Raw genomic sequence first — 25248 nt, forward strand, 5'->3', positions numbered from 1 at the left:
AGACTTAAGTGTGAAAACTAAGTAAATGCCAGGGAATTATTTCACTTTGGCAATCAAATCCATCATTTTCAGTTTCTGATCGGTAGAAACCTTACGGGCCTCAAGCTCAATACCGCGTTCGTTGAGTTTCTTGAAGGCTTCGATGTCTTTGTCATCGACAGAAATTGCGTTGTTTACCTGCGTTTTACCCTGACGGAAAGCCATACCGCCAATGTTTACGGAGGTAATTTTCACACCACCTTCAACGATACGTTCTACGTCGATTGGGTTGGTGAACAACAGCATCACACGCTCACCTGCATATTTCGGGTTGTTGTAGACGCGGATCATTTTCGCGACATCAACCACATGCGCCGTCACACCCGGAGGTGCTACCTGAGTCAGCAGCGTTTTACGCACGGTATCGGCGGCAACTTCATCACTGACGACGATAATGCGCGTTACGTTGGTTTCTTTGGTCCAGCGAGTTGCCACCTGACCATGGATTAAGCGGTCATCAATACGCGCCAGGCCGATCTGCATATAATCGTTCGGCCCCATCGGTTTCGCGGGGGTTGCTGCTTTCGGTGCCGCGACGGGGGCAGGAGCGGCTTTTTCCACCGGTTTTGCTTTCAGCGCTTTCACGCCTTCGCTACCGGTTTCAACGGCCAGTGCCACTAATTCATCGAAGCTCGGGTTGTCATCACGCGCCATGAAGGTCTCAACCAGCATGGGAATGTTCACACCGGCGATTACTTCGTAATGCTCTTTATCGACGACAATGCGGCTCGCAGCGTTAAACGGGCTGCCTCCCCATGTGTCAACGAGAAACAGCACGCCTTTACTGGTATCGAGTTTTGCCAACTGAGCGTTGTACTTTTCGATCAGCGTTTCAGCATTTTCGCCTGGAACGAAATCGATCCAGCCGACGTTTTCCTGCTCGCCTAACAGCATCTCTGCCGTCTTAAGTAACTGCTCTGCAGCCCAACCATGTGTGCCTATTACAATAGCAATGGTCACTTGCTACCTCCTTTATTATCGTTAACACATCAACGTGAAGATGTATTTGAATCGTCGTCCGCAATCGAATCGATTCAGATAAGGGTTACAAAGAAAAACCTATGATTTTCGTGAATTATTTTAGATATCGAAAAAAATATTTTATGTGATGAAGATCCGTAATTTAACTTCCGATAAAAAGAAATTTCGAAGGGTAAAATATCTCCGAAACAACTTATTGCAAAGGAAGGTAAATCTTTGCTAAAAACAGCTTCTCTCTGTTATGTTTAGCATCTGTTTAATTACTCAGGAGTATAGGGCAGTAGCCCACCATATGGATCGTCACCGACGTCATTTCACCTTCAGGCCGTATCAAGCCTGTCAGATTGGCACTTTTTGCCACAAATTTTCTCTGCATATCGCTTTAACGCCTGAGATCCTCAGCGCGCAGTTTGGTCATTCCTTAAGCAGGAGCTTGTCATGGAATTATTAATGGACCCGCAGATTTGGGTGGGTTTGCTCACGCTTGTCGTTCTCGAAATTGTTCTGGGTATTGATAACCTGGTCTTCATTGCGATCCTGGCTGATAAGCTGCCGCCGAAACAGCGTGATAAAGCGCGTTTAATCGGTTTGTCACTGGCACTGATTATGCGTCTGGGCTTGTTGTCCGTGATTTCGTGGATGGTGACGCTGACAAAGCCGCTGTTCACGGTAATGGACTATGCGTTCTCGGGGCGCGATCTGATTATGCTGCTGGGGGGTATCTTCCTCTTGTTCAAGGCTACGACAGAGCTGCATGAGCGGCTGGAAAACCGTGAACATGATGCCGGGCAGACGAAAGGGTATGCGAGCTTTTGGGTTGTCGTAACGCAGATTGTCATCCTCGATGCGGTGTTCTCGCTGGATGCCGTGATTACGGCGGTCGGCATGGTCAACCATCTGCCAGTGATGATGGCGGCAGTAGTGATTGCCATGGCCGTGATGCTGCTGGCCTCTAAGCCGCTGACACGATTTGTGAACCAACACCCGACGGTGGTGGTGCTGTGTCTGAGCTTCCTGTTGATGATTGGTCTGAGCCTGGTTGCCGAAGGGTTTGGCTTCCATATTCCGAAAGGTTATCTGTATGCGGCGATTGGTTTCTCGATCATCATCGAGCTGTTTAACCAGATTGCCCGTCGTAATTTTATTCGCCACCAGTCGACGCTGCCGCTGCGTGCACGTACTGCCGATGCAATCCTGCGTCTGATGGGCGGTAAACGTCAGGCCAGCGTGCAGATGGAATCCGATAACCCGGTGCCGGTTCCTGTCCCGGAAGGCGCGTTTGTGGAAGAAGAACGCTATATGATCAACGGCGTCCTCTCCCTGGCGTCGCGTTCGTTACGCGGCATTATGACGCCACGTGGTGAAATCAGCTGGGTTGATGCCGACCTGAGCGTGGCGGAAATTCGCGAGCAGTTGCTCTCTTCACCTCACAGCCTGTTCCCGGTGTGTCGTGGCGAACTGGATGAGATCATCGGTATCGTGCGTGCTAAAGAGCTGCTGGTGGCGCTGGAAGACGGTGTGGATGTGGCGGCGATTGCCTCTGCTTCTCCGGCTATTGTTGTTCCGGAGACGCTGGACCCGATCAATCTGTTAGGCGTACTGCGTCGTGCCCGCGGTAGCTTCGTTATCGTCACTAACGAGTTTGGCGTAGTGCAGGGTCTGGTCACGCCGCTGGACGTATTAGAAGCCATTGCCGGTGAATTCCCTGATGCCGATGAAACACCTGAAATTATTGCTGATGCAGGTGGTTGGTTGGTCAAAGGCGGTACCGATCTGCATGCGTTGCAACAGGCGCTGGACGTGGATACGTTAGTGAATGAAGACGAAGACATCGCCACGGTGGCAGGTTTAGTCATTGCGGCTAACGGCCATATTCCACGTGTAGGTGATGTTATCGAAGTCGCACCGCTGAGCATTACGATTGTCGAAGCGAATGACTATCGTGTGGATTTAGTTCGCATTGTTAAAGAACAACCCGCTCACGACGAAGACGAGTAACCGGGTTTAGCGAAACGGCATGACGGGCATACTGTGTCGCCCGTTATGTCGGGTGGGCGGCGGCGTGCTGCCCGCCAGCCATTTTGGGAAATCACGCAGCGGCATTGGCTTTGCGTACAAAAAACCTTGCAACAAATGTACGCCGTGTCGGCGCAAATGCTGAGCCTGCGCCTGGGTTTCAACGCCTTCCGCCACCAGTTCTATATTCAATTTTTTCCCCAAAGCGATAATGATGTCTGTGACGGTTGAGTTCACGGCGTCTGTTCCTATGGCCGAAGTAAATGATTTATCGATCTTCAGCACATCCGGGCGTAGTTTTTCCAGCCAGGAGAGCGAGCTGTTACCGGTACCGAAATCATCAATCGCCAGTTTTACGCCAAGCCGATTTAATTCGCGTACGACCCGATAATCCACATCCAGTAACGCATCGCGTTCGGTCAATTCGATAACCAACTGCTGGATTGGGTGCTGGCTGAACCAGTACTGATTAAGATCTTTTAGCAGCGTGCCGTTACGAAAATGGCTGGCGGCGACATTAATCCCAATATGAAACTGACTGCTCATCGGGAAAACGTGTCTTTGCTGAATGGTTTCTGCGATGACATGACGGGTTAGCGGCACAATCAGGTTGTGCTCCTCAGCGATGGGAATAAACACTTCCGGAGAGATCCAACCCTGGCGTGGGTTATTCCAGCGTAGAAGAATCTCCACGCCCATGCATTGCTGGGTTTGCGCATTAAGCAGCGGCTGGCAAAATAGCTCGAATTCCCGAGCAGCAAGGGCCAGATTAATCTCCCAGGAAAAACTCATTCTGCTGGCGGTCGCCAGCCATGCCAGGTAACCCACTAATAAACTTAGGATCACCGCCAGCGGCAGCTGTGTTGGCAGATGTTTAATCGCCAGTTCACTGGGACCGGGGCCGGTGACGCTAATGGTAAACGGGAAATGTTGAGATGACAGCTGGTAGCGTTTTTCATCATTTAGCTTAGGCAGAGTATCGACCACACCTTGATCATACAGTAGATGCCGATTACCAACGGTTAAGCTGGCATCGGTGATCTGCGGCGGCTGGGGTTCAAGCAACATAGACGACAATAAATCAATATTGACGATTTCCAGCACGCCATCTTCACCATCAGCAGAGGACGGGTACCACTGCGTCAAAATCGGACTCCCTTTAATCAGCGAATGGTCAGTAGACAGCAGCAGTTGCGGTTCCCGGCTGGGTAATTCGGGCTGTAGTTGACGAATGGGGACATTGCGATACCCAAAAATGCTGGAGCAATAGAGGATCCCGCTTTGAATCAGATTAATAGAACGCACCGTTTGCAGTCTTGCGGCATGTTTGCTTAAGGGTAAACGCGCCACTGAGCAGGGGAGGCCAATTAACGGCAGCAATACATCACGTCCGGTCTGTAAGGGTAAAAGCACGTCATCCAGTTCTTCTACAGCATGGTTGGCAAAGGTGACGATATTTCGGTGATTTAAATTACGCTCCGAAATAAATCGGACAGTTAATGTGAGGATGAGCGTCAGTAGTGCACATACTGTGCAGACGATTAAGCGATTCCGGCGATAATTTTTAATGATCCGTTGTGCTGTTTGCATGCGGGCCGCCCGATAAGCCGTTGGTCACAGAAGCCAACAGCAACAGAGCAAGTGTAGTGGGGAAAATTACAGTAGACGAGGGAGAGGGGGCAAATTCGCCCATCCGTCGCAGATGGGCGAAAATTAAGTATTAGTCACATTGAACTTTGATTGCCAGGCCACCGCGTGACGTTTCGCGGTATTTGGCGTTCATGTCTTTACCTGTTTCGTACATGGTCTCAATGACTTTATCCAGCGAGACGCGCGGCGCGCTGGTACGGCGCATTGCCATACGCGCAGCGTTGATCGCCTTCACTGAAGCAATGGCGTTACGCTCAATGCACGGAACCTGTACCTGACCGGCAACCGGATCGCAGGTTAAGCCGAGGTTATGTTCCATGCCGATCTCGGCAGCAACACACACCTGCTCAGGGCTCGCGCCCAACAGTTCAGCCAGACCAGCGGCAGCCATGGAGCAGGCTACGCCCACTTCACCCTGACAACCTACTTCTGCACCAGAGATTGAGGCGTTCATTTTGTACAACGCGCCAATTGCACCGGCCGCCAGGAAATAGCGGGTATAGATATCCGGGCTGACGGACTCGATGAAATGATCGTAATAGGCCAGTACCGCAGGCACGATACCGCAGGCACCGTTGGTTGGCGCTGTCACTACGCGACCGCCTGCGGCGTTTTCTTCGTTAACGGCCAGCGCGAACATGTTAACCCAGTCGATCACGTTCATCGGATCGTTGGATAGCTTATCGCTGGAAACCAGCATACGACGCAGAGCTGAAGCACGACGAGGAACGCGCAGCGGACCCGGCAACACACCTTCGGTGTTCATGCCACGATCGATACAGGCCTGCATGGTTTGCCAGACGTGGCCAAAGTACTCTTCAATCTCTTTTTTGCTGTGCAGAGCAAGTTCGTTCTGCATCGCCATGCCAGAGAGAGACAGGCCGGTGCTGTTGCAGTACTCCAGCATTTCAGTCGCGGATTTGAACGGATAAGGCACGCTGACCTCGCCCGCGGCATCCTGACCAAAATGTTCTTCATCAACGATGAATCCACCGCCGATGGAGTAGTAGGTTTTGCTATAAATGACGGTTTCGCCATTGTACGCATGGATCTGCATTCCGTTTTCATGCAGCGGCAGGTTGCCGTTGTGAAAACGCATCCCGTCATTCTGCGGGAAATCCACTTCGTGCTGACCCTGCGCAAGCAGCAGGCGTCCACGCGTTTCTACGTCGCGGATAAATCCGGGGATGCTATCAATATCCACGGTAGCAGGCTCATTGCCTGCCAGACCCATAATAATGGCGATATCGGTGTGGTGACCTTTACCCGTGAGCGACAGTGAACCATACACGTCGACGGCGACACGAGTAACGCTGTCCAGTAATCCTTTTTCGACCAGGTCATCGACGAACTGTTTACCCGCCTTCATAGGCCCTACGGTATGGGAAGATGAGGGACCAATCCCCACCTTAAACATGTCGAATAGACTAATCACGATAATACTCCTACAGGGCGACTGGGCTTTCCAGTAACGATGTTATAACTGCGCATAGTGTAAGAGGGAACGCGGCGATCGGCTTAACTATTCACATGAATTAAACTAATAGATAACCGCGGTTTTACTAATGTTGTGACCTGAGTTTCAAGTTGTCTATGGCGCGCGTAAAGATAAGTATAGTCAGGGCTTGACGCCAATTTGCAGCGCCAGCTCACGAATTATTCCGGCAGTCATTCCCCAGACGAAATATTGCTCATACCAGGAAAGCCATACGCGATGTGAATCGCCACGACGGTAAATATCCAACGGGTGGTAACGACCTAAATGCAGGGCCTGGGCCAGCGGCATTTCGAACACTGCTGAAACTTCATCTTCACTGGCGCGATACGGCAGATTAGGCGGGATAATGCCTACCACTGGGGTGACCTGGAAACCGGTCACGCTGTCGACCGGCGGCAGAACGCCGATCACTTCTACGCATGAAGGTGGGATCGCCACCTCCTCCTGTGCCTCGCGAAGGGCGGCGGCAATTAACGAGGCATCACTGCTATCCACCGCCCCACCGGGGAAGGCGACCTGTCCGGCGTGCTTGCGTAGGTGAACGGAACGCTGGGTTAACAACAACCCCGGCTGTGGACGACGCACGACGGGGATCAGTACGGCGGCCTGGCGCTGGTTTAACGCGGCATGATTGACCTGCGGACGCAGGAGTTGAAAGCGCGATAAGAAATCATCAAGCGTCAGGCTGCTGTATTCCACGTCTCAGTTCTCCAGTTGGTGCAAAATACGATTCACTTTATCAAATGTTTCCTGATATTCAGCGTCTTCCTGACTGTCCGCCACTATGCCGCCGCCAGCGGAACAATAAATTTGCCCGTTTGTGGCTGTCAGCGTGCGAATGGTGATGCTGGTATCCATATTGCCGCAAAAACTCAGATAACCGATGCTGCCACACCAGGCATTACGTCTTTGTGGCTCCAGTTCGTCAATAATTTCCATCGCCCGCACTTTCGGCGCACCGGTAATAGAGCCGCCGGGGAAGGCTGCGCGTAGCAGATCGGTGGCGTGTAATAACTCTGGCAGACGTGCGGTAATGGTGCTGACCAAATGATGAACGGCAGGGAACGGTTCTACGACAAACAGCTCCGGAACCTGTACCGAACCCGGTACGGCAACGCGGCCAATATCATTACGCATCAAATCGACGATCATCAGGTTCTCCGCACGATCCTTCGGCGAATTCGCCAGCCGCCGGGCCTGCTCACGATCGGCATCGGCATCTTCAAGCCTGGGCAACGTACCTTTAATAGGACGCGTCTGGATATGCTGATTCTCCAGCAGAATAAAACGTTCCGGCGAAAGACTGAGGATAACGCCTTCCTCAAGACGAATAAACGCGCTGAACGGGGCGCGGTTAGCGTGATTGAGTTTGACGAATGCCTGCCACTCATCTCCCTCGTAATGCGCTTGAAAACGCTGGGCAAGATTGACCTGGTAACAGTCTCCGCTGTGCAGATAGCCCTGCACCTGGCGGAATTTTTCGCCGTACCGGGCGCGGCTCATATTGGACTGCCACGCCGAGGTCAATGTAAACGGCTCACGCGTTGGCGGTTGTTGCGCATCGAGCCACTTCAGGCGAGCCTCGACATCGTTATGGCTGAGCAGCGATACGGTTTGCAACTGGTGATCGACAATCAGCGCCCAGTCGTAAATGCCAACGGCCATATCCGGTAGCGTAATATCGCGCTCTGCAATAGTGGGCAGAGATTCAAAGCGTCGGCCAAGATCGTAGCCAAACAGACCTAACGCACCGCCCTGAAACGGCAGGTCGGGGTGATATTCGGGGTGGATCTTGCGTGCGCTGAGAACTGACTGCAATACCGTCATCGGATCATCAAGCGTGCGCGTGATTGCGTGCCCGTTCTGCAATACGGTCTCTTCAGCGCGTGTAACCAACGTGGTGACGGGGTCCGCCACCAGAATATCAAAGCGGTTATGCGGATGGTCGGCTTGACCTGAATGCAACAGCATCGCCCAGGGCAGATGGCTTAATGTCGAAAAATAGCGTTCAGCGGCGTCCTGACGCCAGGGTAATGTGATTACTGCGGGAGATAACGTCTTCATCAGTCCTGACTCGTTGCTACTCTACTGGCTAACTGCCCGGTAGCATGAAATAATTAGCGCAGACAATTTAGCAGGAGTTAACAATGTTTGCAGGTTTACCTTCACTCAGTCATGAGCAGCAGCAAAAAGCGGTAGAGCGTATTCAGGAGCTGATGTCACAGGGGATGAGCAGCGGACAAGCCATTGCTCTGGTTGCTGAAGAGTTACGCGCCAGTCATACCGGTGAGCGGATCGTGGCGCGTTTTGAAGATGAAGACGAATAACGCCGCTTAAACTGCAGCGATTATCTTAATCTCAACTTTGTATTTCGGGTTCATCAATCCGGCCTGAACGGTACAACGTACCGGCGCGTGGCCAGCAACGACCCACGCGTCCCAGGCTTTGTTCATGGCGGCAAAATCGTTTTTGTCTGCCAAAAACAGGGTGGCATCAAGAATACGTGACTTGTTGCTGCCTTGTTTTTCCAGCACCGCATCAATTTGTGCCAGCGTATTTGCCGTCTGCTCAAAGGCGTCTGCATCCAGATTTTCCGGCACGCCGGTGTAATACAGCGTGTTGTTGTGGATTACCACGTCGGACCAACGCGCTTCGGCATCAATGCGCACAATCGTCATAAATCATTCCTCGTTTACGTTTTTTCATAATAGCTTTGGGTTGCGCCAAGACTGCCATAATGTTGTGCCCACGTCACCTCTTCAACTGGCGAAAGACCCGCTGGCCTGACATAATCCCTGTTCAAATGAACAGGGGGCAGTGTGACGGACGATTTTGCAGCAGACGGTCAGTTGGCTAAAGCGATACCGGGTTTTAAACCGCGAGAACCACAGCAGCAGATGGCCATCGCCGTCAGTCATGCCATCGAAAAATCACAACCGCTGGTGGTAGAAGCCGGAACCGGAACGGGTAAAACCTACGCTTATCTTGCCCCAGCGCTGCGTGCCGGAAAGAAGGTCATTGTCTCCACGGGCTCGAAGGCGTTGCAGGATCAGCTATACAGCCGCGACCTCCCGACCGTCGCTAAAGCACTGAAGTTCACCGGTAAACTGGCGCTGCTGAAAGGGCGTTCAAACTATCTGTGCCTTGAGCGTCTTGAACAGCAGGCGCTGGCGGGTGGCGACTTGCCGGTACAAACGTTAAGCGACGTCATTCTGCTGCGCTCCTGGTCAAATCAAACCCTTGATGGGGACATCAGCACCTGCGTCAGCGTGGCGGAAGACTCGCAGGCCTGGCCGCTGGTGACCAGCACTAATGACAACTGTCTGGGCAGCGACTGCCCGCTGTATAAAGAGTGTTTTGTCGTTAAAGCGCGTAAAAAAGCGATGGATGCGGATGTCGTCGTGGTTAACCATCATCTGTTTCTCGCCGATATGGTGGTAAAAGAGAGCGGGTTTGGCGAACTGATCCCGGAAGCTGATGTGATGATCTTCGATGAAGCGCATCAGTTACCGGATATCGCCAGCCAGTACTTTGGTCAATCGCTCTCCAGTCGCCAGCTGTTAGACCTGGCGAAAGACATCACCATTGCCTATCGCACCGAGCTGAAAGACACTCAGCAGCTGCAAAAGTGCGCCGATCGCCTTGCACAAAGCGCTCAGGACTTCCGCTTGCAGCTTGGTGAGCCGGGCTATCGCGGAAACCTGCGGGAACTGCTGGCCGACCAGCGCGTACAGCGCGCGTTTTTGCTGCTCGATGACACGCTGGAGCTGTGTTATGACGTGGCGAAGCTGTCTCTTGGGCGTTCGGCATTGCTGGATGCCGCGTTTGAGCGCGCCACGCTTTATCGTGCGCGTCTGAAGCGCCTGAAAGAGATCAACCAGCCAGGCTTCAGCTACTGGTATGAATGCACCTCCCGCCATTTCACCCTCGCGCTGACGCCGCTTACGGTGGCGGATAAATTCAAAGAAGTGATGGAACAAAAGCCGGGCTGCTGGATTTTTACTTCCGCGACGCTGTCGGTAAACGATGACCTTCATCATTTCACTGCACGACTGGGTATTGAAGATGCCGAGTCGATGCTGCTGCCGAGCCCTTTTGATTACACGCGCCAGGCGCTGCTGTGCGTACCGCGTAATCTCCCGCAAACCAACCAGCCGGGGGCTGCGCGTCAGCTGGCATCCATGCTGCGACCTATTATCGAAGCGAACAACGGTCGCTGTTTTATGCTGTGCACTTCGCACGCGATGATGCGCGATCTGGCGGAACAATTCCGCGCTACTATGACGCTTCCCGTACTGCTGCAGGGCGAAACCAGCAAAGGACAACTGCTACAGCAGTTTGTCAGCGCAGGTAATGCGCTACTGGTTGCCACCAGCAGCTTCTGGGAAGGCGTGGACGTGCGCGGCGATACCCTGTCGCTGGTGATAATCGATAAACTGCCGTTTACCTCGCCGGACGACCCGCTGTTAAAAGCCCGAATGGAGGATTGTCGACTGCGCGGCGGCGATCCGTTTGAAGACGTCCAGTTGCCGGATGCGGTAATCACCCTGAAGCAGGGTGTAGGGCGTCTGATACGTGATGCTGACGATCGCGGCGTGCTGGTGATTTGCGACAATCGTCTGGTTATGCGGCCATACGGCGCCACCTTCCTGGCGAGTCTTCCACCTGCTCCACGGACGCGTGACATTGCTCGCGCGGTTCGCTTTCTTGCCATACCAACGACTGAGTAATTTGTTACGGAGTGTGGTAAGATGCGCGCCAAATTTATTGATCTGATCACAAACACCCATGCGAATTCTGGCTATCGATACCGCCACAGAGGCGTGCTCTGTTGCCCTGTGGAATGACGGTACTATCAAGGCTCACTTTGAGCTTTGCCCACGAGAACACACCCAACGAATTTTACCGATGGTTCAGGAAATCCTGGCTGCTGGCGATCTCACGTTAACCGATATCGACGCCCTGGCGTTTGGTCGCGGTCCCGGCAGTTTCACCGGCGTGCGTATCGGTATTGGCATTGCTCAGGGGCTGGCGTTAGGCGCAAACTTACCGATGATCGGCGTCTCCACCCTGGCGACCATGGCGCAGGGCGCCTGGCGTAAGTCGGGCGCGACTCGCGTACTGGCGGCGATTGACGCGCGAATGGGCGAAGTCTACTGGGCCGAATATCAGCGTGATGACAACGGTAACTGGCACGGTGAAGAAACCGAAGCGGTGTTAACCCCCGAGCAGGTACATGAGCGTTTATTGCAGCTTTCTGGCGACTGGGTGACGGTCGGGACGGGGTGGCCGGCATGGCCTGAGCTTGGTAAAGACAGCGGTCTGACGTTCAGCGATGGTGACGTGCTGCTTCCAGCGGCTGAAGACATGCTGCCCGTCGCCACGCAAATGCTGGCTGCGGGTGAGACCGTAGCGGTCGAACACGCTGAACCGGTTTATTTACGTAACACCGTGGCGTGGAAGAAACTTCCCGGTAAAGAATGAATCTTAGTAGTAGAACCCCGGCTAAGACCTACAGTCGTCAGTGAACAGCATTGTGAACAGGCCGGGGCAGAAGCTAAGAAAAGGGAGTCACAATATGGCGGTGCAAAAGCAGTTAATAAAGGGTGTGTTGGCGGGGGCCTTAGCGTTAATGCTTAGCGGCTGCGTCACCATTCCGGATGCGATTAAAGGTTCGAGCCCGACGCCGCAGCAGGATCTGGTGCGGGTGATGAATGCGCCGCAGCTGTATGTCGGACAGGAGGCGCGTTTCGGCGGCAAAGTGGTGGATATTCAGAACCAGCAGGGAAAATCCCGTCTGGAAATTGCCACCGTTCCGCTCGATAGTGGTGCGCGTCCAGTGCTGGGTGAAGCCTCTCGCGGGCGGATATATGCTGATGTAAATGGCTTCCTCGACCCGGTGGATTTTCGCGGGCAACTGGTCACCGTCGTCGGTCCGATTAGCGGTACGGTGGACGGAAAAATCGGTAATACGCCGTATAAATTCATGCTGATGCAGGTAACCGGTTATAAACGCTGGCATATTACTCAGCAGATTATCATGCCGCCTCAGCCTATCGACCCCTGGTTCTACGGTGCGCGTGGCTGGCCTTACGGTGGCTACGGCGGATGGGGCTGGTACAATCCCGGCCCGGCACAGGTTCAGACCATAGTAACAGAGTAACTCTTTGTTTTATTGGTAAAAGAAACAGCGGCTCGTCCGCTGTTTCTGCATTAACGTGGATATAAGAAAAATAAATAGTGACGTGCTTCGCAACCTTGTCGTTGTGTAATAAACAAACTGGTACGCTGAGTTAATATTATGTTAACAGTTTGTTTATTGCCTGGGGTTGTGATGACGACGAATACGCATTTTAGAGGTGATGTATTGAAAAAGGTTTGGCTTAACCGTTATCCCGCTGGTGTTCCTGCGGAGATCAATCCTGACCGTTATCAATCCCTGGTGGAACTCTTTGAACACTCAGTAAGACGGTATGCCGATCAGCCCGCGTTTGTAAACATGGGGGAGGTGATGACCTTCCGCAAGCTTGAAGAGCGGAGCCGGGCATTTGCGGCCTATTTACAACAAGGCCTGGGGCTGAAAAAGGGCGATCGCGTCGCGCTGATGATGCCGAACCTGCTGCAATATCCGGTCGCACTGTTTGGGATTTTACGTGCCGGCATGATCGTCGTGAACGTTAACCCGCTTTACACGCCTCGCGAGCTGGAACATCAGCTCAACGATAGCGGCGCGTCGGCGATTGTCATCGTATCTAACTTTGCTCATACGCTGGAAAAGGTGGTCGACAAAACGTCTGTGCAACACGTGATCCTGACGCGTATGGGCGATCAGCTGTCGACCGCCAAAGGAACGCTGGTTAACTTTGTCGTCAAGTATATCAAACGGCTGGTGCCGAAATATAACCTGCCGGATGCCATCTCGTTTCGCAGTGCGCTGCAAAACGGTTACCGCATGCAGTATGTGAAACCCGAAGTGGTGTCGGAAGATCTGGCGTTCCTGCAATATACCGGCGGGACAACCGGCGTGGCGAAAGGCGCGATGCTCACGCACCGCAACATGCTGGCTAACCTTGAGCAGGTTCATGCTACCTACGGTCCGTTGCTGCATCCGGGTAAAGAATTGGTGGTGACGGCGTTACCGCTGTATCACATTTTTGCGCTAACGATGAACTGTCTGCTGTTTATTGAGCTAGGCGGTCAAAACCTGCTGATTACTAACCCGCGTGATATTCCGGGGTTGGTAAAAGAGCTGGCGAAGTATCCGTTTACCGCGATGACCGGCGTCAATACGCTGTTTAACGCGCTGCTGAATAACAAAGAGTTCCAGCAACTGGACTTCTCGTCACTGCATCTCTCGGCAGGTGGCGGAATGCCGGTTCAACAAGCGGTAGCTGAACGCTGGGTGAAGCTGACGGGGCAGTATCTGCTGGAAGGCTATGGCCTGACGGAGTGCGCCCCGCTGGTGAGTGTTAACCCTCACGATATTGACTACCACAGCGGAAGTATCGGTTTACCGGTTCCTTCCACTGAGGTCAAGCTGGTGGACGACGACGACAACGAAGTGCCACCGGGAGAACCGGGTGAGCTGTGTGTAAAAGGTCCACAGGTGATGCTGGGCTACTGGCAGCGACCAGACGCCACTGACGAAATCATCAAAGACGGCTGGTTGCACACTGGCGATATTGCGGTGATGGATGACGAAGGCTTTCTGCGTATTGTCGATCGTAAGAAAGATATGATCCTGGTGTCCGGCTTTAACGTCTACCCTAATGAAATTGAAGACGTGGTTATGCAACACCCTGGCGTGCAGGAAGTGGCTGCGGTTGGGGTTCCGTCCGGCAGCAGCGGTGAAGCGGTGAAAATTTTCGTGGTGAAGAAAGATGCCTCGTTAACCGATGAAGCGCTGGTCACTTTCTGTCGTCGTCACCTGACGGGCTATAAAGTACCGAAGCTGGTGGAGTTTCGCGATGAGTTGCCGAAATCTAACGTTGGTAAAATTTTGCGACGAGAATTACGTGACGAAGCGCGTGCCAAAGTGGACAATAAAGGCTGAGCGTTAAGTCAGCCAGTAGAAAACGCCGGGTAATCCGGCGTTTTTTTTGGCGCAAACCTAAGAGAGCACGATTTGAATTATCAAATGATCACCACGGACGACGCGTTGGCCACGCTGTGCGAAGCCGTCCGTGAATTTCCGGCGATAGCCCTGGATACAGAATTTGTTCGCACGCGTACCTATTATCCGCAGTTGGGACTGATCCAGCTGTTTGATGGCAAACACGTTGCTCTGATTGATCCGCAGGGGATCACCGACTGGTCGCCGCTGCGCGATATTCTGCGTGATACTGCCATCACCAAATTCCTGCATGCGGGTAGCGAAGATCTGGAAGTGTTTCTCAACGCTTTTGGCGAACTGCCGCAGCCGTTGATTGATACACAAATTCTGGCTGCTTTTTGCGGTCGTCCGCTGTCGTGGGGGTTTGCCGCGATGGTGGAAGAGTTTACGGGGGTGGCGCTGGACAAAAGCGAATCCCGCACCGACTGGTTGGCCAGACCGCTGACCGAGCGTCAGTGTGAGTACGCGGCGGCTGATGTCTGGTATCTATTACCGATCACCACAAAACTGATGGTCGAAACTGAAGCCAGCGGCTGGCTGCCAGCCGCACTGGACGAGTGCCGCTTAATGCAGCAGCGTCGCCAGGAGGTTCTGGCGCCTGAAGACGCATGGCGCGATATCACTAACGCCTGGCAGCTGCGTACCCGTCAGTTGGCCTGCTTGCAACTGCTTGCCGACTGGCGACTGCGTAAAGCACGTGAGCGCGATCTGGCAGTGAACTTTGTGGTGCGTGAAGAACACCTGTGGTCGGTCGCTCGTTATATGCCGGGGAGTCTGGGTGAACTGGACAGCCTAGGCCTTTCCGGTAGTGAAATTCGCTTCCATGGCAAAACGCTGATTTCTCTGGTAGAAAAAGCGCAGGCTTTACCGGAAGAATCACTGCCACAGCCGCTGCTGAATTTGATGGATATGCCAGGATACCGCAAAGCGTTCAAAGCCATCAAGGCGCTGGTTGCCGAGGTGAGTACTGAGCATAATCTTAGCGTCGAACTGCTGGCTTCACGCCGTCAAATCAACCAGCTACTCAACTGGCACTGGAAATTAAAGCCGCAGCAGACCCTGCCGGAGTTGGTTTCCGGTTGGCGTGGCGAACTGATGTCCGATCGTCTCAACGCGCTGCTGCAGGAATATCCGCAGTAAGTCACCAGGCTCGCCGGGTTGCGCCATTGCTAACCCGGCCTGCGCAACGCTACAAATCAAGCACCAGGCGCTTACCTTTGGCGCGAGAGCAGCAAATGAGCATGCTCTGCTGGCTGGCTTTTTCGTCGTCGCTGAAATACTGATCGCGGTGATCCGCTTCCCCTTCAAGAATCGTTGTTTCGCAGGTGCCGCACACGCCTTCCCGGCACAGGCACTCAACGCGCGCGGCTTTGTTATTTTCGATAACCTGCAAAATGGTCATCTCTTCCGGGATCACAAACTCGCGTCCTGAACGCGCCAGCACCAGGGTAAAGGCATCACCGCTTTTATCTTCCAGCGCAAATTGTTCGAAATGTAGCGTATTGCTGTCCAGTCTATGGAGGGAAGCCGCTTCTCTGACGGCATCGTTGAGCACTGCTGGCCCGCAGGTGTAAATATGTGTGCCGGGTTCGACATCGGCCAGCAGGCGAGATAAATCAAGGCGGGTTCCTGCGCTTGACAGATGCAGATGAATACGATCGACGCTGGGGTGCTGCAGGAGTTCGTCATAAAATGCGCAGTTGTCCTGACTGGGAGAGCAATAATGTAGCTGCCATTCTGCCTGAGAGTGTTCCAGCTCCGGGATCTGCGATAAAAACGGTGTGATGCCGATACCTCCGGCAATCAACAGATGTTGTTGTGCCTGAGGGGCGAGGGCGAACAGATTGTTAGGCGTAGAAATCGTGAGCGTGTCGCCGGGTTTCACGTTTTGATGCAGATATCGTGAGCCGCCTTTGGATGCTTCCTCCAGTCGTACGGCGATTTGCCAGGCGCTGGTATCGAAGGGTGAACTCATCAGCGAGTACGCATTGCTGTATAGATTCTCGCCATCGCGCATCTGCACGATGATATGGCTGCCACCCTGAAACGCAGGCAACGGCTGGCCTGAGGTCGCCATTAGGGTGAAGCGTTTTACCTGCGCGGTAATGGTCTCAATCCGACTGACCCGGACTTCTTGCATTTGATAATCAGACATTGCGGCACTCCCTAAAAAATCTGTCCGGCGCGGCTTAACGATGCGCCGGAACCTGTCGTTACAGCCTCTGGTTATTCCTGAAACACCTGCGCGACCAGATTATGGAAATGGGCAATGCCATGTTCGGAGATACCGCTGCCGCTGGTGTCCGCCATAATGCGGCCCTGACCGCGATATCCGCGCGATTTCAGCCCCTTTTGCACGCTTTCAACCAGACGTAAATCTTCAGGACGAAAGACGTTGCGATACCATTCGATCAGTTGTTTCTGCTCTTCGGTCAGCTCTTCGTTGGTGAAGTAAATGTCATAGTTTTGCAGCGTAGTTTCTGCATCCACTGGAAATTCATAGATAACGGTCATCATGCCTTTGATTGGCGTAACGTTGAGCATGGTGCACGGCCACAGCCAGAAACCGTGGAAGGCGGCATCAACACCTTCTTCGAACTTAAATGACTGCTCTGACGGTTTGGCGAAACCGTATTGTAGCGTCCAGTTGCCGTGCATAGTATGCCAGTAACGATCAACCTGAACCGAGTCGGAAAAACCAGGGTGAGCCGGGCCGCAGTGGTAGCACTCCAGATAGTTATCGACAATATTCTTCCAGTTGGCTGGAGTTCGGGTCGTAAAGCGCGCCGCCAGCTTCAGGTCATGCACATCAGGGCAGGCTTCGATAACTTTGTCTGCAAGACCTGGGAGTTGTTCTTCCACGCTGCCCGCGTTCGGATCCATGTTGATAAACACGAATCCGGCATACTCTTCCAGACGTACAGGTGTAAGGTGCGCTTTTTCGCTGTCGAAGTTGGCGACATTTTCGCAGTTACGCGCATGCGCCAGATTGCCGTCAAGTTTGAACGCCCATGCGTGGTAAGGGCAGGTAATTACATTTTTCGCTTTCCCTTCGCCGCTCAACAGCTGATGACCACGATGCGGGCAAACGTTGTAGAACGCGCGCAGCACGTTATCGCGACCCCGTACCAGCACGATGTTCTCGCCAATCACTTCCCGGGTAACATAATCATTGGGCTTTGCCAGCTCGCTACTGTGGGCGACGCAAATCCAGCTTTTAGCAAACACTTTCTCTTGTTCGTGCTCGAAGGCCTGATGGTCAGTATAGAACCGGGCAGGGATAGTCCAGGCGTCCTGCGGGTTGGCACAGAAATTTTGCGGCAGAATAAACTCAGGGCTCAGATTGCTCATTGGAATACCTTTAATTTGTGAGTAAGAGGATTTTTTACTGGCGCTTAATTGTCGCCTTTGAGTAATGTCCCGGCCGGTGGCGCAACGGGGGCGTTAACTGGCGTTTCGGGAAGATGACTTTCAATTTGATGCGCAGGAACGTGGGCATAGTCCTGCCGTACCCAACGAAGAAAACCGCCAACCTTCACCAACAGAATGGCGAGGAAGGGAAGTGCGGTCAGAACCACCGTGGTCTTCATGGTTTCCAGGGACGCGCCGGTGAATAAAATCGATAAGGGGATCAGGGTGATGACCACGCACCAGAACAGACGTAAGCTACGCTGCGGATCTTCCCCTTCCTGCAGGTTACGCGTGCTGGTGGCCGCCATGGTGTAGGCGACGGCATCCATATGCGAGGCGAGAAAAATAATCATGATCGCCAGATACGCCACCAGGAACAGTTTCCCGGCAGGCAACGACATCAACACTTGCTGTACGGCTGTTTCGCCGCCTAACGTGGCCATAACCTGCGGTACGTCGATCACACCGTTCACAAACTGGTGAATGGAGTAGCTTTCCATCACGCCAAAGAAGAACCAGCAGCCAACGGTACTACCTAAGATTAACGCCCAGATAACCTCTTTGATTTTGCGACCACGGGATACGCGAGTGACAAACATTGCCACGCCAGGGGTGTAGGAGATCCACCACAGCCAATAGAACACCGTCCAGTTGCGGGTGAACTCACCGTTGCCAAGTGGATCGGTGAACAGGCTCATCTGCAAAAAGTTTTGCGTCGTCAGACCAATGGCGTTGATGATGTTATTGGTGATGAATTCGGTCGGGCCGACAATCAGCACCAGCAGCGGCAGTAAAAACGCCCCCCAGCCGACCATTTTGCTCAGACGTTGCAAGCCGTTGTTGATGCCAATCCAGGAGCTCAGACAGAAAATGCCGCCAGAGAACAGGATAACAAACGCCTGTACGGTGAAGTTATCCGGTAAACCCGTGAGAGCAGATAAACCACGGGTAAAGGTGGCGGCGGTGACAACCAGAGAGATGGTTAACGCGCCAACTGTGGCGATCAGGAACATCAAATCAACCAGCCGGCCCCACACGCCCTGCGGATGCACGCCGGTGATAGCGGCGATTATTCCGGACAGGCTCAGCCCTTTGTTTTTCCGCACATGAAAGTGGTAGGCCATGGTTAATGAAGCCAGCGTATAGGTCGCCCAGGCGCTAATTCCCCAATGGAAAAAAGAGTAGGGTAAGCTGTATTCCAGCGCTTTTTGCGAGTGCGGAGCGATATTCAGACCCGGGGTCTGGTAATAATAGGCCCACTCAGCAACGCCCCAGTAGAGCGTGGAGGAACCTAGTCCGGCACAAATAAACATAAACAGCCAGGACAGCGTGCTGTATTCCGCTTTTCCTTCTCCCAGACGAATGTTGCCGTATTTGCTGGTGGCCAGCCAGACGACCAGACCCATCGCCATCAGAACGAGGATCTGCACGGCGGAACCCAGCATCCGGGTAACGCCGTTAAAAAGGGTATTTGCGACTTGTGCAGACTGCTGAGGGAAGAGACTAAGTGTGGCGGCGATGAAAAGAATAGCCACCAGGCTGATGGCTATCAGCGGCATGTCTTTTTTCTTTACGTTGCTCAACATGGGATCTCCTGGGCACAGTTGCCCGCGTATGGCATTAGCCTGTCGTTGTTATCATGCTGTAGGGAATTAGTGATTTTGTATTTAACAATTTTATTATTTGTTCTTTACATGAATTAAACAATTGCCCGATACGTGAAGCAATAAAACACGGAACGGAAATAATAAAAGGTGAATTGGCGCAGGTTTTTGGCGACATAAAACGCATAAAAAAGCCGCGTCAGTGACGCGGCTCATATTTCGTGGTTTGACCTCTAACGCAGTGCCTGAGCGATGGCTTCACCTACCTGTTGGGTGGTGGCGTTGCCTTTCATATCTGGCGTTTTCGGGCCGCTGGCAATAACCTGCTCAATTGCTGCCAGAATACCGTCGTGGGCGGCTTTATAGTTGGCATCACCGTTGCCAAGGAAGTCGAGCATCATGGCGCCAGCCCAGATAGTCGCTATAGGGTTGGCGATGTTCTTGCCGTAGATATCGGGGGCCGAACCGTGTACTGGCTCGAACAGGGACGGGAAGGTGCGTTCCGGGTTTAAGTTGGCTGAAGGCGCAATGCCAATCGTTCCGGTACAGGCTGGACCCAGATCGGAAAGGATGTCGCCAAACAGGTTGGAGGCAACCACCACGTCAAAACGCTCCGGCTGCATCACAAAGCGGGCGCAGAGTATATCAATATGCTGTTTATCCCAACTGATCTCGGGATAGTTAGCCGCCATTGCTTCCACGCGCTCGTCCCAGTACGGCATGCTGATGGCCAGTCCATTGGATTTAGTCGCCGAGGTCAGGGTTTTGCGCGGGCGGTTTTGCGCCAGCTCGAAAGCGTAACGCAATATACGATCCACGCCGCGACGGGTGAAGACCGACTCCTGGATAACCACTTCGTGTTCAGTACCTTCGCTTACGCGTCCGCCGAGTGAAGAGTATTCTCCCTCGGTGTTCTCGCGCACCACATAGAAATCAATGTCGCCAGGCTGCTTGCCTGCCAGCGGGCAAGGTACGCCTGGAAACAGGCGTACCGGGCGCAGGTTGACATACTGGTCGAATTCGCGGCGAAACTTAAGCAGTGAACCCCATAATGAGATGTGGTCCGGTACGGTTTCCGGCCAGCCAACGGCACCAAAATAGATAGCATCGAAGGATTGTAACTGCTCATGCCAGTCATCCGGCATCATCTTCCCGTGATGGGCGTAGTACTCGCAGCTGGCCCATTCCATTTGCTCAAAGCTGAGTGACAACCCCCAACGCTCGGCGGCTGCCTGCAACACCTGAATGCCTTCAGGCAGGACTTCTTTACCAATGCCATCTCCGGGGATAGCGGCAATACGACAGGTTTTCTTCATAGCAGCTCTCACTTGTACGCCATCAAAATTGACTTTCCCCGTATCCTATAATTGACTGATTAATAGTTAATCCCCCTAACTGGTGAAACATAAAACACAGATCATGAATAATCTGCCGCTGTTAAATGATTTACGCGTCTTTATGCTGGTTGCCCGTCGTGCGGGATTTGCCGCCGTTGCCGAAGAGCTGGGCGTATCTCCGGCTTTTATCAGTAAGCGCGTTGCCCTGTTGGAACAAACGCTGAACGTGGTGCTGTTGCACCGAACAACGCGGCGCGTAACCATCACGGAAGAGGGGGAGCGGATCTACGAATGGGCACAGCGGATCCTGCAGGATGTCGATCAGATGATGGACGAGCTGTCCGATGCCAGGCAGATCCCGCAGGGGATGCTACGAATTATCAGTAGCTTTGGTTTTGGCCGCCGGGTGGTCGCTCCGGCGCTGTCAGCGCTGGCAAAAGAGTACCCGCAGTTAGAACTGAGGTTCGATGTTGAAGACCGTCTGGTAGATATGGTCAATGAGGGCGTCGATCTTGATATTCGTATCGGGGATGATATCGCGCCGAACCTGATTGCCCGCAAGCTGGCGACTAACTACCGTATTCTGTGCGCCTCGCCGGAATTTGTGGCGCAGCATGGAGTGCCGAAACAACTGAACGATCTTTCTACTTTTCCCTGCCTGGTTATTAAAGAACGCGACCATCCGTTTGGTATCTGGCAAATGCGTAATAAAGAGGGCGCACACTCAATAAAGGTTACGGGGCCGCTGTCGTCTAACCATGGCGAAGTGGTACATCAATGGTGTCTGGATGGGCAGGGAATTGCTTTGCGTTCGTGGTGGGACGTTTGCGACAACATTGCCAGCGGACATCTGGTGCATATATTGCCTGAGTATTATCAACCCGCCAATATATGGGCGGTTTATGTCTCCCGGCTGGCGACGTCGGCAAAAATCCGTATTACGGTTGAGTATTTGCGCCGCTATTTTGCCGAAAACTACCCAAAGTTTACTTTGGAATAAATGCTCGATAGGTTAGTCAGAGACAGAAAATAAAAAAGGCAGAATAATCTGCCTTTTTCGTAACCATGATTTAGCGACAAAAGAGCTTATTTAGACTCTTCCGCTTCAGGTAATGTCACGTTAAGTTCGAGGATCGAAATATCGCCGTCTTTTTGTTCAAGTTGTACCGTGACCATTTCGGGATCAATTTGTACATACTTGCAGATAACGTCGAGAATATCCTTGCGCAGCTGCGGTAAATAATGTGGCTCGGCGTCACTACGACGACGTTCCGCAACAATAATCTGCAGTCGCTCTTTAGCGATGTTCGCTGTGCTCTTTTTCCGCGAGAGAAAAAAATCCAGTAATGCCATAACTTATCCTCCGAACAGGCGTTTGAGGAAACCTTTCTTCTCTTCTTCAATGAAGCGGAAAGGACGTTCTTCTCCCAACAGACGGTCTACGGTATCAGCATAGGCTTTACCGGCATCAGCATTGATGTCGAGAATAACCGGCTCACCCTGGTTAGACGCGCGCAGGACTGACTGATCTTCAGGAATCACGCCAACCAGCTTGATTCGCAGAATTTCCAGTACGTCTTCCATGCTCAGCATGTCACCTTTATTTACGCGGCCAGGGTTGTAGCGCGTAAGCAGCAGATGCTCTTTAATTGGATCTTCACCGTTTTCCGCGCGACGAGATTTCGACGCCAGAATACCCAGAATACGGTCAGAGTCACGTACAGAGGAGACTTCCGGGTTGGTGGTAATAATCGCTTCATCGGCAAAATAGAGGGCCATCAGCGCACCGGTTTCAATACCCGCCGGAGAGTCGCAGACGATGAAGTCGAATTCCATCGTTTTCAGATCGTCCAGAACTTTCGCGACGCCTTCACGCGTCAACGCGTCTTTATCACGAGTTTGTGAGGCCGGAAGAATAAAGAGATTTTCGGTACGCTTATCTTTGATTAGCGCCTGATTTAACGACGCATCGCCCTGAATAACGTTGACGAAGTCGTAAACGACACGGCGTTCACAACCCATAATCAGATCAAGATTACGCAGGCCGATATCAAAATCAATAACGACAGTTTTCTTTCCCTTCTGGGCCAAACCTGTAGCGATGGCCGCGCTGGAGGTGGTTTTGCCAACGCCCCCTTTACCCGAAGTAACAACAATAATGCGTGCCATAGAAATTCCTTGTTAAAAAGGGATCAATTCAACGGTTGAACTGTCAAAGCGTTTTCTGCTAATTGCAGACGTGCCGCTTTGCCATAAAATTCTGCTGGGATTTTATCACTCAGCCAATAAACACCTGCGATAGACACTAGTTCTGCCGTCAGATGGGTACAAAAAATTTGCGCTTCCCTGTCACCGCTTGCGCCTGCCAACGCACGGCCTCTCATCATTCCATAAACATGAATATTGCCATCAGCGATAAGCTCTGCGCCTGCACTGACGTGGCTTGTAACAATCAGATCACATTGTGGTGCATAAATGCGCTGACCGGAACGAACCGGCACATTTATTAATCGTGTTTTTGTGATGGGAGTAACGTTTTGTGGCGGAGCGACGGGAGCCGGGGCCTCAACGGGCGCAGGACGAATAGCTTTTTCTTTACCTTCAGTCAGTAAAGGAAGACCCATTTCGTCGATTTCAGCCTTGAGTCTGGCGTCTTTGCATCCGCTAACGCCGATAATGCGCAATCCGGTAGACGCGACAACCTTCTGCAGCGCTGACCAGTTTACCGGGCTTTCAAGACCACTCACGTTAACCACTACGGGAGCATGTTTTAAAAAAGCAGGTGCCTGCGCGATTTTGTCTTCCAACGCCTGACGAATAACCTCGGGTTCTGCTTCATGTAAATGAACCACTGATAAGGTGAAGCTACTGCCTTTAAGCTCGATTGGCGTGTTTGACATCCTGGCCTTACTCAATTTGCTATTTATCATCCCCAGCGCGGGGTGATATTCCGAAGACTATAAGGCATGTTATAGTCAGTATTATATTGAGGCAAGCCACCATTCCGTGAATTCAGAGTAAAAGATATGTTTTGTGTGATCTACCGAAGCAGTAAACGTGACCAGACCTATTTATATGTCGAAAAAAAAGACGATTTCTCGCGAGTTCCTGAAGAACTGATGAAAGGATTTGGTCAGCCTACGCTGGCAATGATGTTGCCGCTTGATGGCCGTAAAAAGCTGGTTAATGCCGATCTGGAAAAAGTAAAACAGGCACTCACCGAGCAGGGCTATTATTTACAAATACCACCGCCGCCAGAAGATTTACTTAAACAGCATCTGGCCACGACGAAACAAAATACACCAGACGATAAACGTTAAACTGCATCCGGCAGCAGCACGCCCCATCGATGCAGTACCTGAAATTGATAACTACGTTAGGGGAAAGTAATGTATCAACATCATAACTGGCATGGTGCTCTGCTGGATTATCCGGTGAGTAAGGTGGTTTGCGTAGGGAGTAACTATGCCAACCATATTAAAGAGATGGGTGGAACGCCTCCGGAAGAGCCGGTGCTGTTTATTAAACCGGAAACCGCGCTGTGCGATTTGCGTCAGCCGCTGGTTATCCCATCTGATATGGGTTCGGTTCACCATGAAGTTGAGCTGGCTGTTTTGATTGGCGCGACCTTACGTCAGGCGACGGAAGAACATGTGCGAAAAGCCATCGCGGGCTATGGCGTCGCGTTGGATCTGACCCTGCGTGATATTCAGGGCAAAATGAAGAAGGCGGGGCAGCCATGGGAAAAAGCGAAGGGTTTTGATAACTCTTGCCCGCTGTCAGGGTTTATTCCGGTGGCGGAGTTTAACGGCGATCCACAGGATACGATGCTCGGATTAACGGTCAACGGTGAACAGCGTCAGCACGGCACCACGGCGGATATGATCCATCAAATCGTTCCTTTGATTGCCTACATGAGTCATTTCTTTACCCTCAAAGCGGGCGATGTTGTGTTGACGGGGACGCCAGCGGGCGTTGGGCCGTTAAACAGCGGTGATGAACTGGCTATCAGTTTTCATGGTCAAACGCTGACGACACGCGTGCTGTAATCTCTTCTTGCCGCCTTTTCGGGCGGCAAAACTTGCATCAGCGTGCCAGACTGGTTATAAGGTGCAGCTTTATTGCAATAGCGGATACCCTGATGAGCGACATACCTTTCTGGCAAAGTAAAACCCTGGATGAAATGACCGATGCCGAGTGGGAGTCATTATGTGACGGGTGTGGTCAATGCTGCCTGCATAAGCTGATGGATGAAGACACCGACGAAATCTATTTTACTAACGTCGCGTGTAAGCAGCTCAATATCAAAACCTGTCAGTGCCGTAATTACGAACGTCGATTCGAGTACGAGCCTGACTGTATCAAACTGACGCGCGATAATCTGCCTACCTTTGAATGGCTGCCGATGACCTGTGCGTATCGTCTGCTAGCTGAAGGTAAAGGGCTGCCGGAGTGGCATCCACTGCTGACGGGATCAAAAGCGGCGATGCACGGTGAACGTATTTCAGTACGTCATATTGCGGTGAAAGAATCGGAAGTGCGTGACTGGCAGGATCATATTCTGAACAAACCTTCATGGGCGGACTAAGCCGCCCATCG

25 protein-coding genes are annotated in these 25248 nt (G+C 52.5%); 12 read left to right on the plus strand and 13 right to left on the minus strand.

Annotated elements, in window-relative coordinates; translation table 11 throughout:
- Positions 1 to 36: 36 nt before the first annotated feature.
- Positions 37 to 999 (minus strand): PTS mannose transporter subunit IIAB, encoded by a 963-nt coding sequence (gene manX, locus OGY72_RS13350; protein ID WP_286547879.1) that lies wholly within the window; start codon positions 997 to 999, stop codon positions 37 to 39.
- 313 nt (positions 1000 to 1312) lie between these two features.
- Between manX and OGY72_RS24940 the strand changes: the two genes are divergently transcribed.
- Both OGY72_RS24940 and yoaE read left to right on the plus strand, forming a co-directional pair.
- Positions 1313 to 1471 carry a protein YoaL gene (locus tag OGY72_RS24940; RefSeq protein ID WP_370766360.1) on the plus strand — a complete coding sequence of 53 codons (159 nt, stop codon included), beginning with the start codon at positions 1313 to 1315 and terminating at the stop codon, positions 1469 to 1471.
- Complete coding sequence (gene yoaE, locus OGY72_RS13355) at positions 1459 to 3018, plus strand: CNNM family cation transport protein YoaE (RefSeq protein WP_286547880.1); 1560 nt, start codon at positions 1459 to 1461, stop codon at positions 3016 to 3018. Before OGY72_RS24940 ends, yoaE begins: the two co-directional genes overlap by 13 nt.
- Before the next feature lie 6 nt (positions 3019 to 3024).
- On the opposite strand, the gene pdeD is transcribed toward yoaE, so the two are convergent.
- From pdeD to pabB, 4 genes are all read right to left on the minus strand, one after another.
- A complete protein-coding gene (gene pdeD, locus OGY72_RS13360; RefSeq protein WP_008785025.1) occupies positions 3025 to 4626 on the minus strand; it encodes a cyclic di-3',5'-guanosine monophosphate phosphodiesterase PdeD in 1602 nt (533 codons plus the stop codon).
- Between the two features lie 130 nt (positions 4627 to 4756).
- Positions 4757 to 6121, minus strand: a complete 1365-nt coding sequence (sdaA, locus tag OGY72_RS13365; protein ID WP_003833765.1) for an L-serine ammonia-lyase — start codon at positions 6119 to 6121, stop codon at positions 4757 to 4759.
- Positions 6122 to 6304: 183 nt separating this feature from the next.
- Positions 6305 to 6883, minus strand: a complete 579-nt coding sequence (locus OGY72_RS13370; RefSeq protein ID WP_003020991.1) for a CoA pyrophosphatase — start codon at positions 6881 to 6883, stop codon at positions 6305 to 6307.
- A gap of 3 nt (positions 6884 to 6886) precedes the next feature.
- A complete protein-coding gene (gene pabB / locus OGY72_RS13375) occupies positions 6887 to 8248 on the minus strand; it encodes an aminodeoxychorismate synthase component 1 (RefSeq protein ID WP_286547881.1) in 1362 nt (453 codons plus the stop codon).
- Positions 8249 to 8331: 83 nt separating this feature from the next.
- Here pabB and OGY72_RS13380 point away from each other — a divergent pair, with 83 nt between their 5' ends.
- Positions 8332 to 8511, plus strand: coding sequence for a YoaH family protein (locus tag OGY72_RS13380; RefSeq protein WP_003020986.1), 180 nt, complete (start codon positions 8332 to 8334; stop codon positions 8509 to 8511).
- 6 nt (positions 8512 to 8517) lie between these two features.
- On the opposite strand, the gene OGY72_RS13385 is transcribed toward OGY72_RS13380, so the two are convergent.
- Entirely contained in the window at positions 8518 to 8862 is a 345-nt protein-coding gene (locus OGY72_RS13385; RefSeq protein WP_003020984.1) for a RidA family protein, read from the minus strand.
- Positions 8863 to 9003: 141 nt separating this feature from the next.
- Between OGY72_RS13385 and yoaA the strand changes: the two genes are divergently transcribed.
- The 5 genes from yoaA (at position 9004) to rnd (ending at position 15437) form a co-directional block, all read left to right on the plus strand.
- Positions 9004 to 10914 carry a DNA repair helicase YoaA gene (yoaA, locus tag OGY72_RS13390; RefSeq protein ID WP_286547882.1) on the plus strand — a complete coding sequence of 637 codons (1911 nt, stop codon included), beginning with the start codon at positions 9004 to 9006 and terminating at the stop codon, positions 10912 to 10914.
- A gap of 58 nt (positions 10915 to 10972) precedes the next feature.
- Entirely contained in the window at positions 10973 to 11668 is a 696-nt protein-coding gene (gene tsaB, locus OGY72_RS13395; protein ID WP_003833757.1) for a tRNA (adenosine(37)-N6)-threonylcarbamoyltransferase complex dimerization subunit type 1 TsaB, read from the plus strand.
- A 94-nt stretch (positions 11669 to 11762) separates the two neighbouring features.
- Entirely contained in the window at positions 11763 to 12347 is a 585-nt protein-coding gene (locus OGY72_RS13400) for a Slp family lipoprotein (RefSeq protein WP_149281068.1), read from the plus strand.
- A gap of 204 nt (positions 12348 to 12551) precedes the next feature.
- Entirely contained in the window at positions 12552 to 14237 is a 1686-nt protein-coding gene (gene fadD / locus OGY72_RS13405) for a long-chain-fatty-acid--CoA ligase FadD (RefSeq protein ID WP_122973958.1), read from the plus strand.
- Between the two features lie 84 nt (positions 14238 to 14321).
- Entirely contained in the window at positions 14322 to 15437 is a 1116-nt protein-coding gene (gene rnd / locus OGY72_RS13410; RefSeq protein WP_003833751.1) for a ribonuclease D, read from the plus strand.
- A gap of 49 nt (positions 15438 to 15486) precedes the next feature.
- Here rnd and OGY72_RS13415 read toward each other — a convergent pair whose 3' ends face one another.
- The 4 genes from OGY72_RS13415 to OGY72_RS13430 all read right to left on the minus strand — a co-directional run bounded on the left by OGY72_RS13415 (position 15487) and on the right by OGY72_RS13430 (position 20628).
- A complete protein-coding gene (locus OGY72_RS13415) occupies positions 15487 to 16452 on the minus strand; it encodes a PDR/VanB family oxidoreductase (protein WP_286547883.1) in 966 nt (321 codons plus the stop codon).
- A gap of 71 nt (positions 16453 to 16523) precedes the next feature.
- A complete protein-coding gene (gene yeaW, locus OGY72_RS13420; protein ID WP_003833746.1) occupies positions 16524 to 17648 on the minus strand; it encodes a carnitine monooxygenase, oxygenase subunit YeaW in 1125 nt (374 codons plus the stop codon).
- A gap of 44 nt (positions 17649 to 17692) precedes the next feature.
- Positions 17693 to 19294, minus strand: a complete 1602-nt coding sequence (locus OGY72_RS13425) for a BCCT family transporter (protein ID WP_003833745.1) — start codon at positions 19292 to 19294, stop codon at positions 17693 to 17695.
- 251 nt (positions 19295 to 19545) lie between these two features.
- Positions 19546 to 20628, minus strand: a complete 1083-nt coding sequence (locus tag OGY72_RS13430; protein ID WP_286547885.1) for a tartrate dehydrogenase — start codon at positions 20626 to 20628, stop codon at positions 19546 to 19548.
- A gap of 103 nt (positions 20629 to 20731) precedes the next feature.
- On the opposite strand from OGY72_RS13430, the gene OGY72_RS13435 reads away from it, so the two are divergent.
- On the plus strand, positions 20732 to 21649 hold the full coding sequence (locus OGY72_RS13435; protein WP_003833741.1) for a LysR family transcriptional regulator: 918 nt from the start codon (positions 20732 to 20734) through the stop codon (positions 21647 to 21649).
- Positions 21650 to 21735: 86 nt separating this feature from the next.
- Here OGY72_RS13435 and minE read toward each other — a convergent pair whose 3' ends face one another.
- Genes minE through minC form a run of 3 tightly spaced genes read right to left on the minus strand, consistent with a single transcriptional unit; the run spans position 21736 to position 23549 of the window.
- Positions 21736 to 22002: a cell division topological specificity factor MinE gene (gene minE / locus OGY72_RS13440; protein WP_003833739.1), complete on the minus strand. Its 267-nt coding sequence runs from the start codon at positions 22000 to 22002 to the stop codon at positions 21736 to 21738.
- Between the two features lie 3 nt (positions 22003 to 22005).
- The gene (minD, locus tag OGY72_RS13445; protein ID WP_003020956.1) at positions 22006 to 22818 is read right to left on the minus strand and encodes a septum site-determining protein MinD; all 813 of its coding nucleotides are present in this window, start codon (positions 22816 to 22818) and stop codon (positions 22006 to 22008) included.
- A gap of 23 nt (positions 22819 to 22841) precedes the next feature.
- Positions 22842 to 23549, minus strand: a complete 708-nt coding sequence (gene minC / locus OGY72_RS13450) for a septum site-determining protein MinC (protein WP_003833736.1) — start codon at positions 23547 to 23549, stop codon at positions 22842 to 22844.
- A 126-nt stretch (positions 23550 to 23675) separates the two neighbouring features.
- On the opposite strand from minC, the gene OGY72_RS13455 reads away from it, so the two are divergent.
- From OGY72_RS13455 to ycgN, 3 genes are all read left to right on the plus strand, one after another.
- The gene (locus OGY72_RS13455; RefSeq protein WP_198579571.1) at positions 23676 to 23969 is read left to right on the plus strand and encodes a YcgL domain-containing protein; all 294 of its coding nucleotides are present in this window, start codon (positions 23676 to 23678) and stop codon (positions 23967 to 23969) included.
- A 69-nt stretch (positions 23970 to 24038) separates the two neighbouring features.
- Complete coding sequence (locus OGY72_RS13460) at positions 24039 to 24698, plus strand: fumarylacetoacetate hydrolase family protein (protein ID WP_198579572.1); 660 nt, start codon at positions 24039 to 24041, stop codon at positions 24696 to 24698.
- A gap of 92 nt (positions 24699 to 24790) precedes the next feature.
- Positions 24791 to 25237 carry a cysteine cluster protein YcgN gene (gene ycgN, locus OGY72_RS13465; protein WP_003020944.1) on the plus strand — a complete coding sequence of 149 codons (447 nt, stop codon included), beginning with the start codon at positions 24791 to 24793 and terminating at the stop codon, positions 25235 to 25237.
- Positions 25238 to 25248 lie beyond the last annotated feature (11 nt).

This window comes from Citrobacter sp. Cpo221 (assembly GCF_030332345.1).
Classification (GTDB): Bacteria; Pseudomonadota; Gammaproteobacteria; order Enterobacterales; family Enterobacteriaceae; genus Citrobacter; species Citrobacter portucalensis.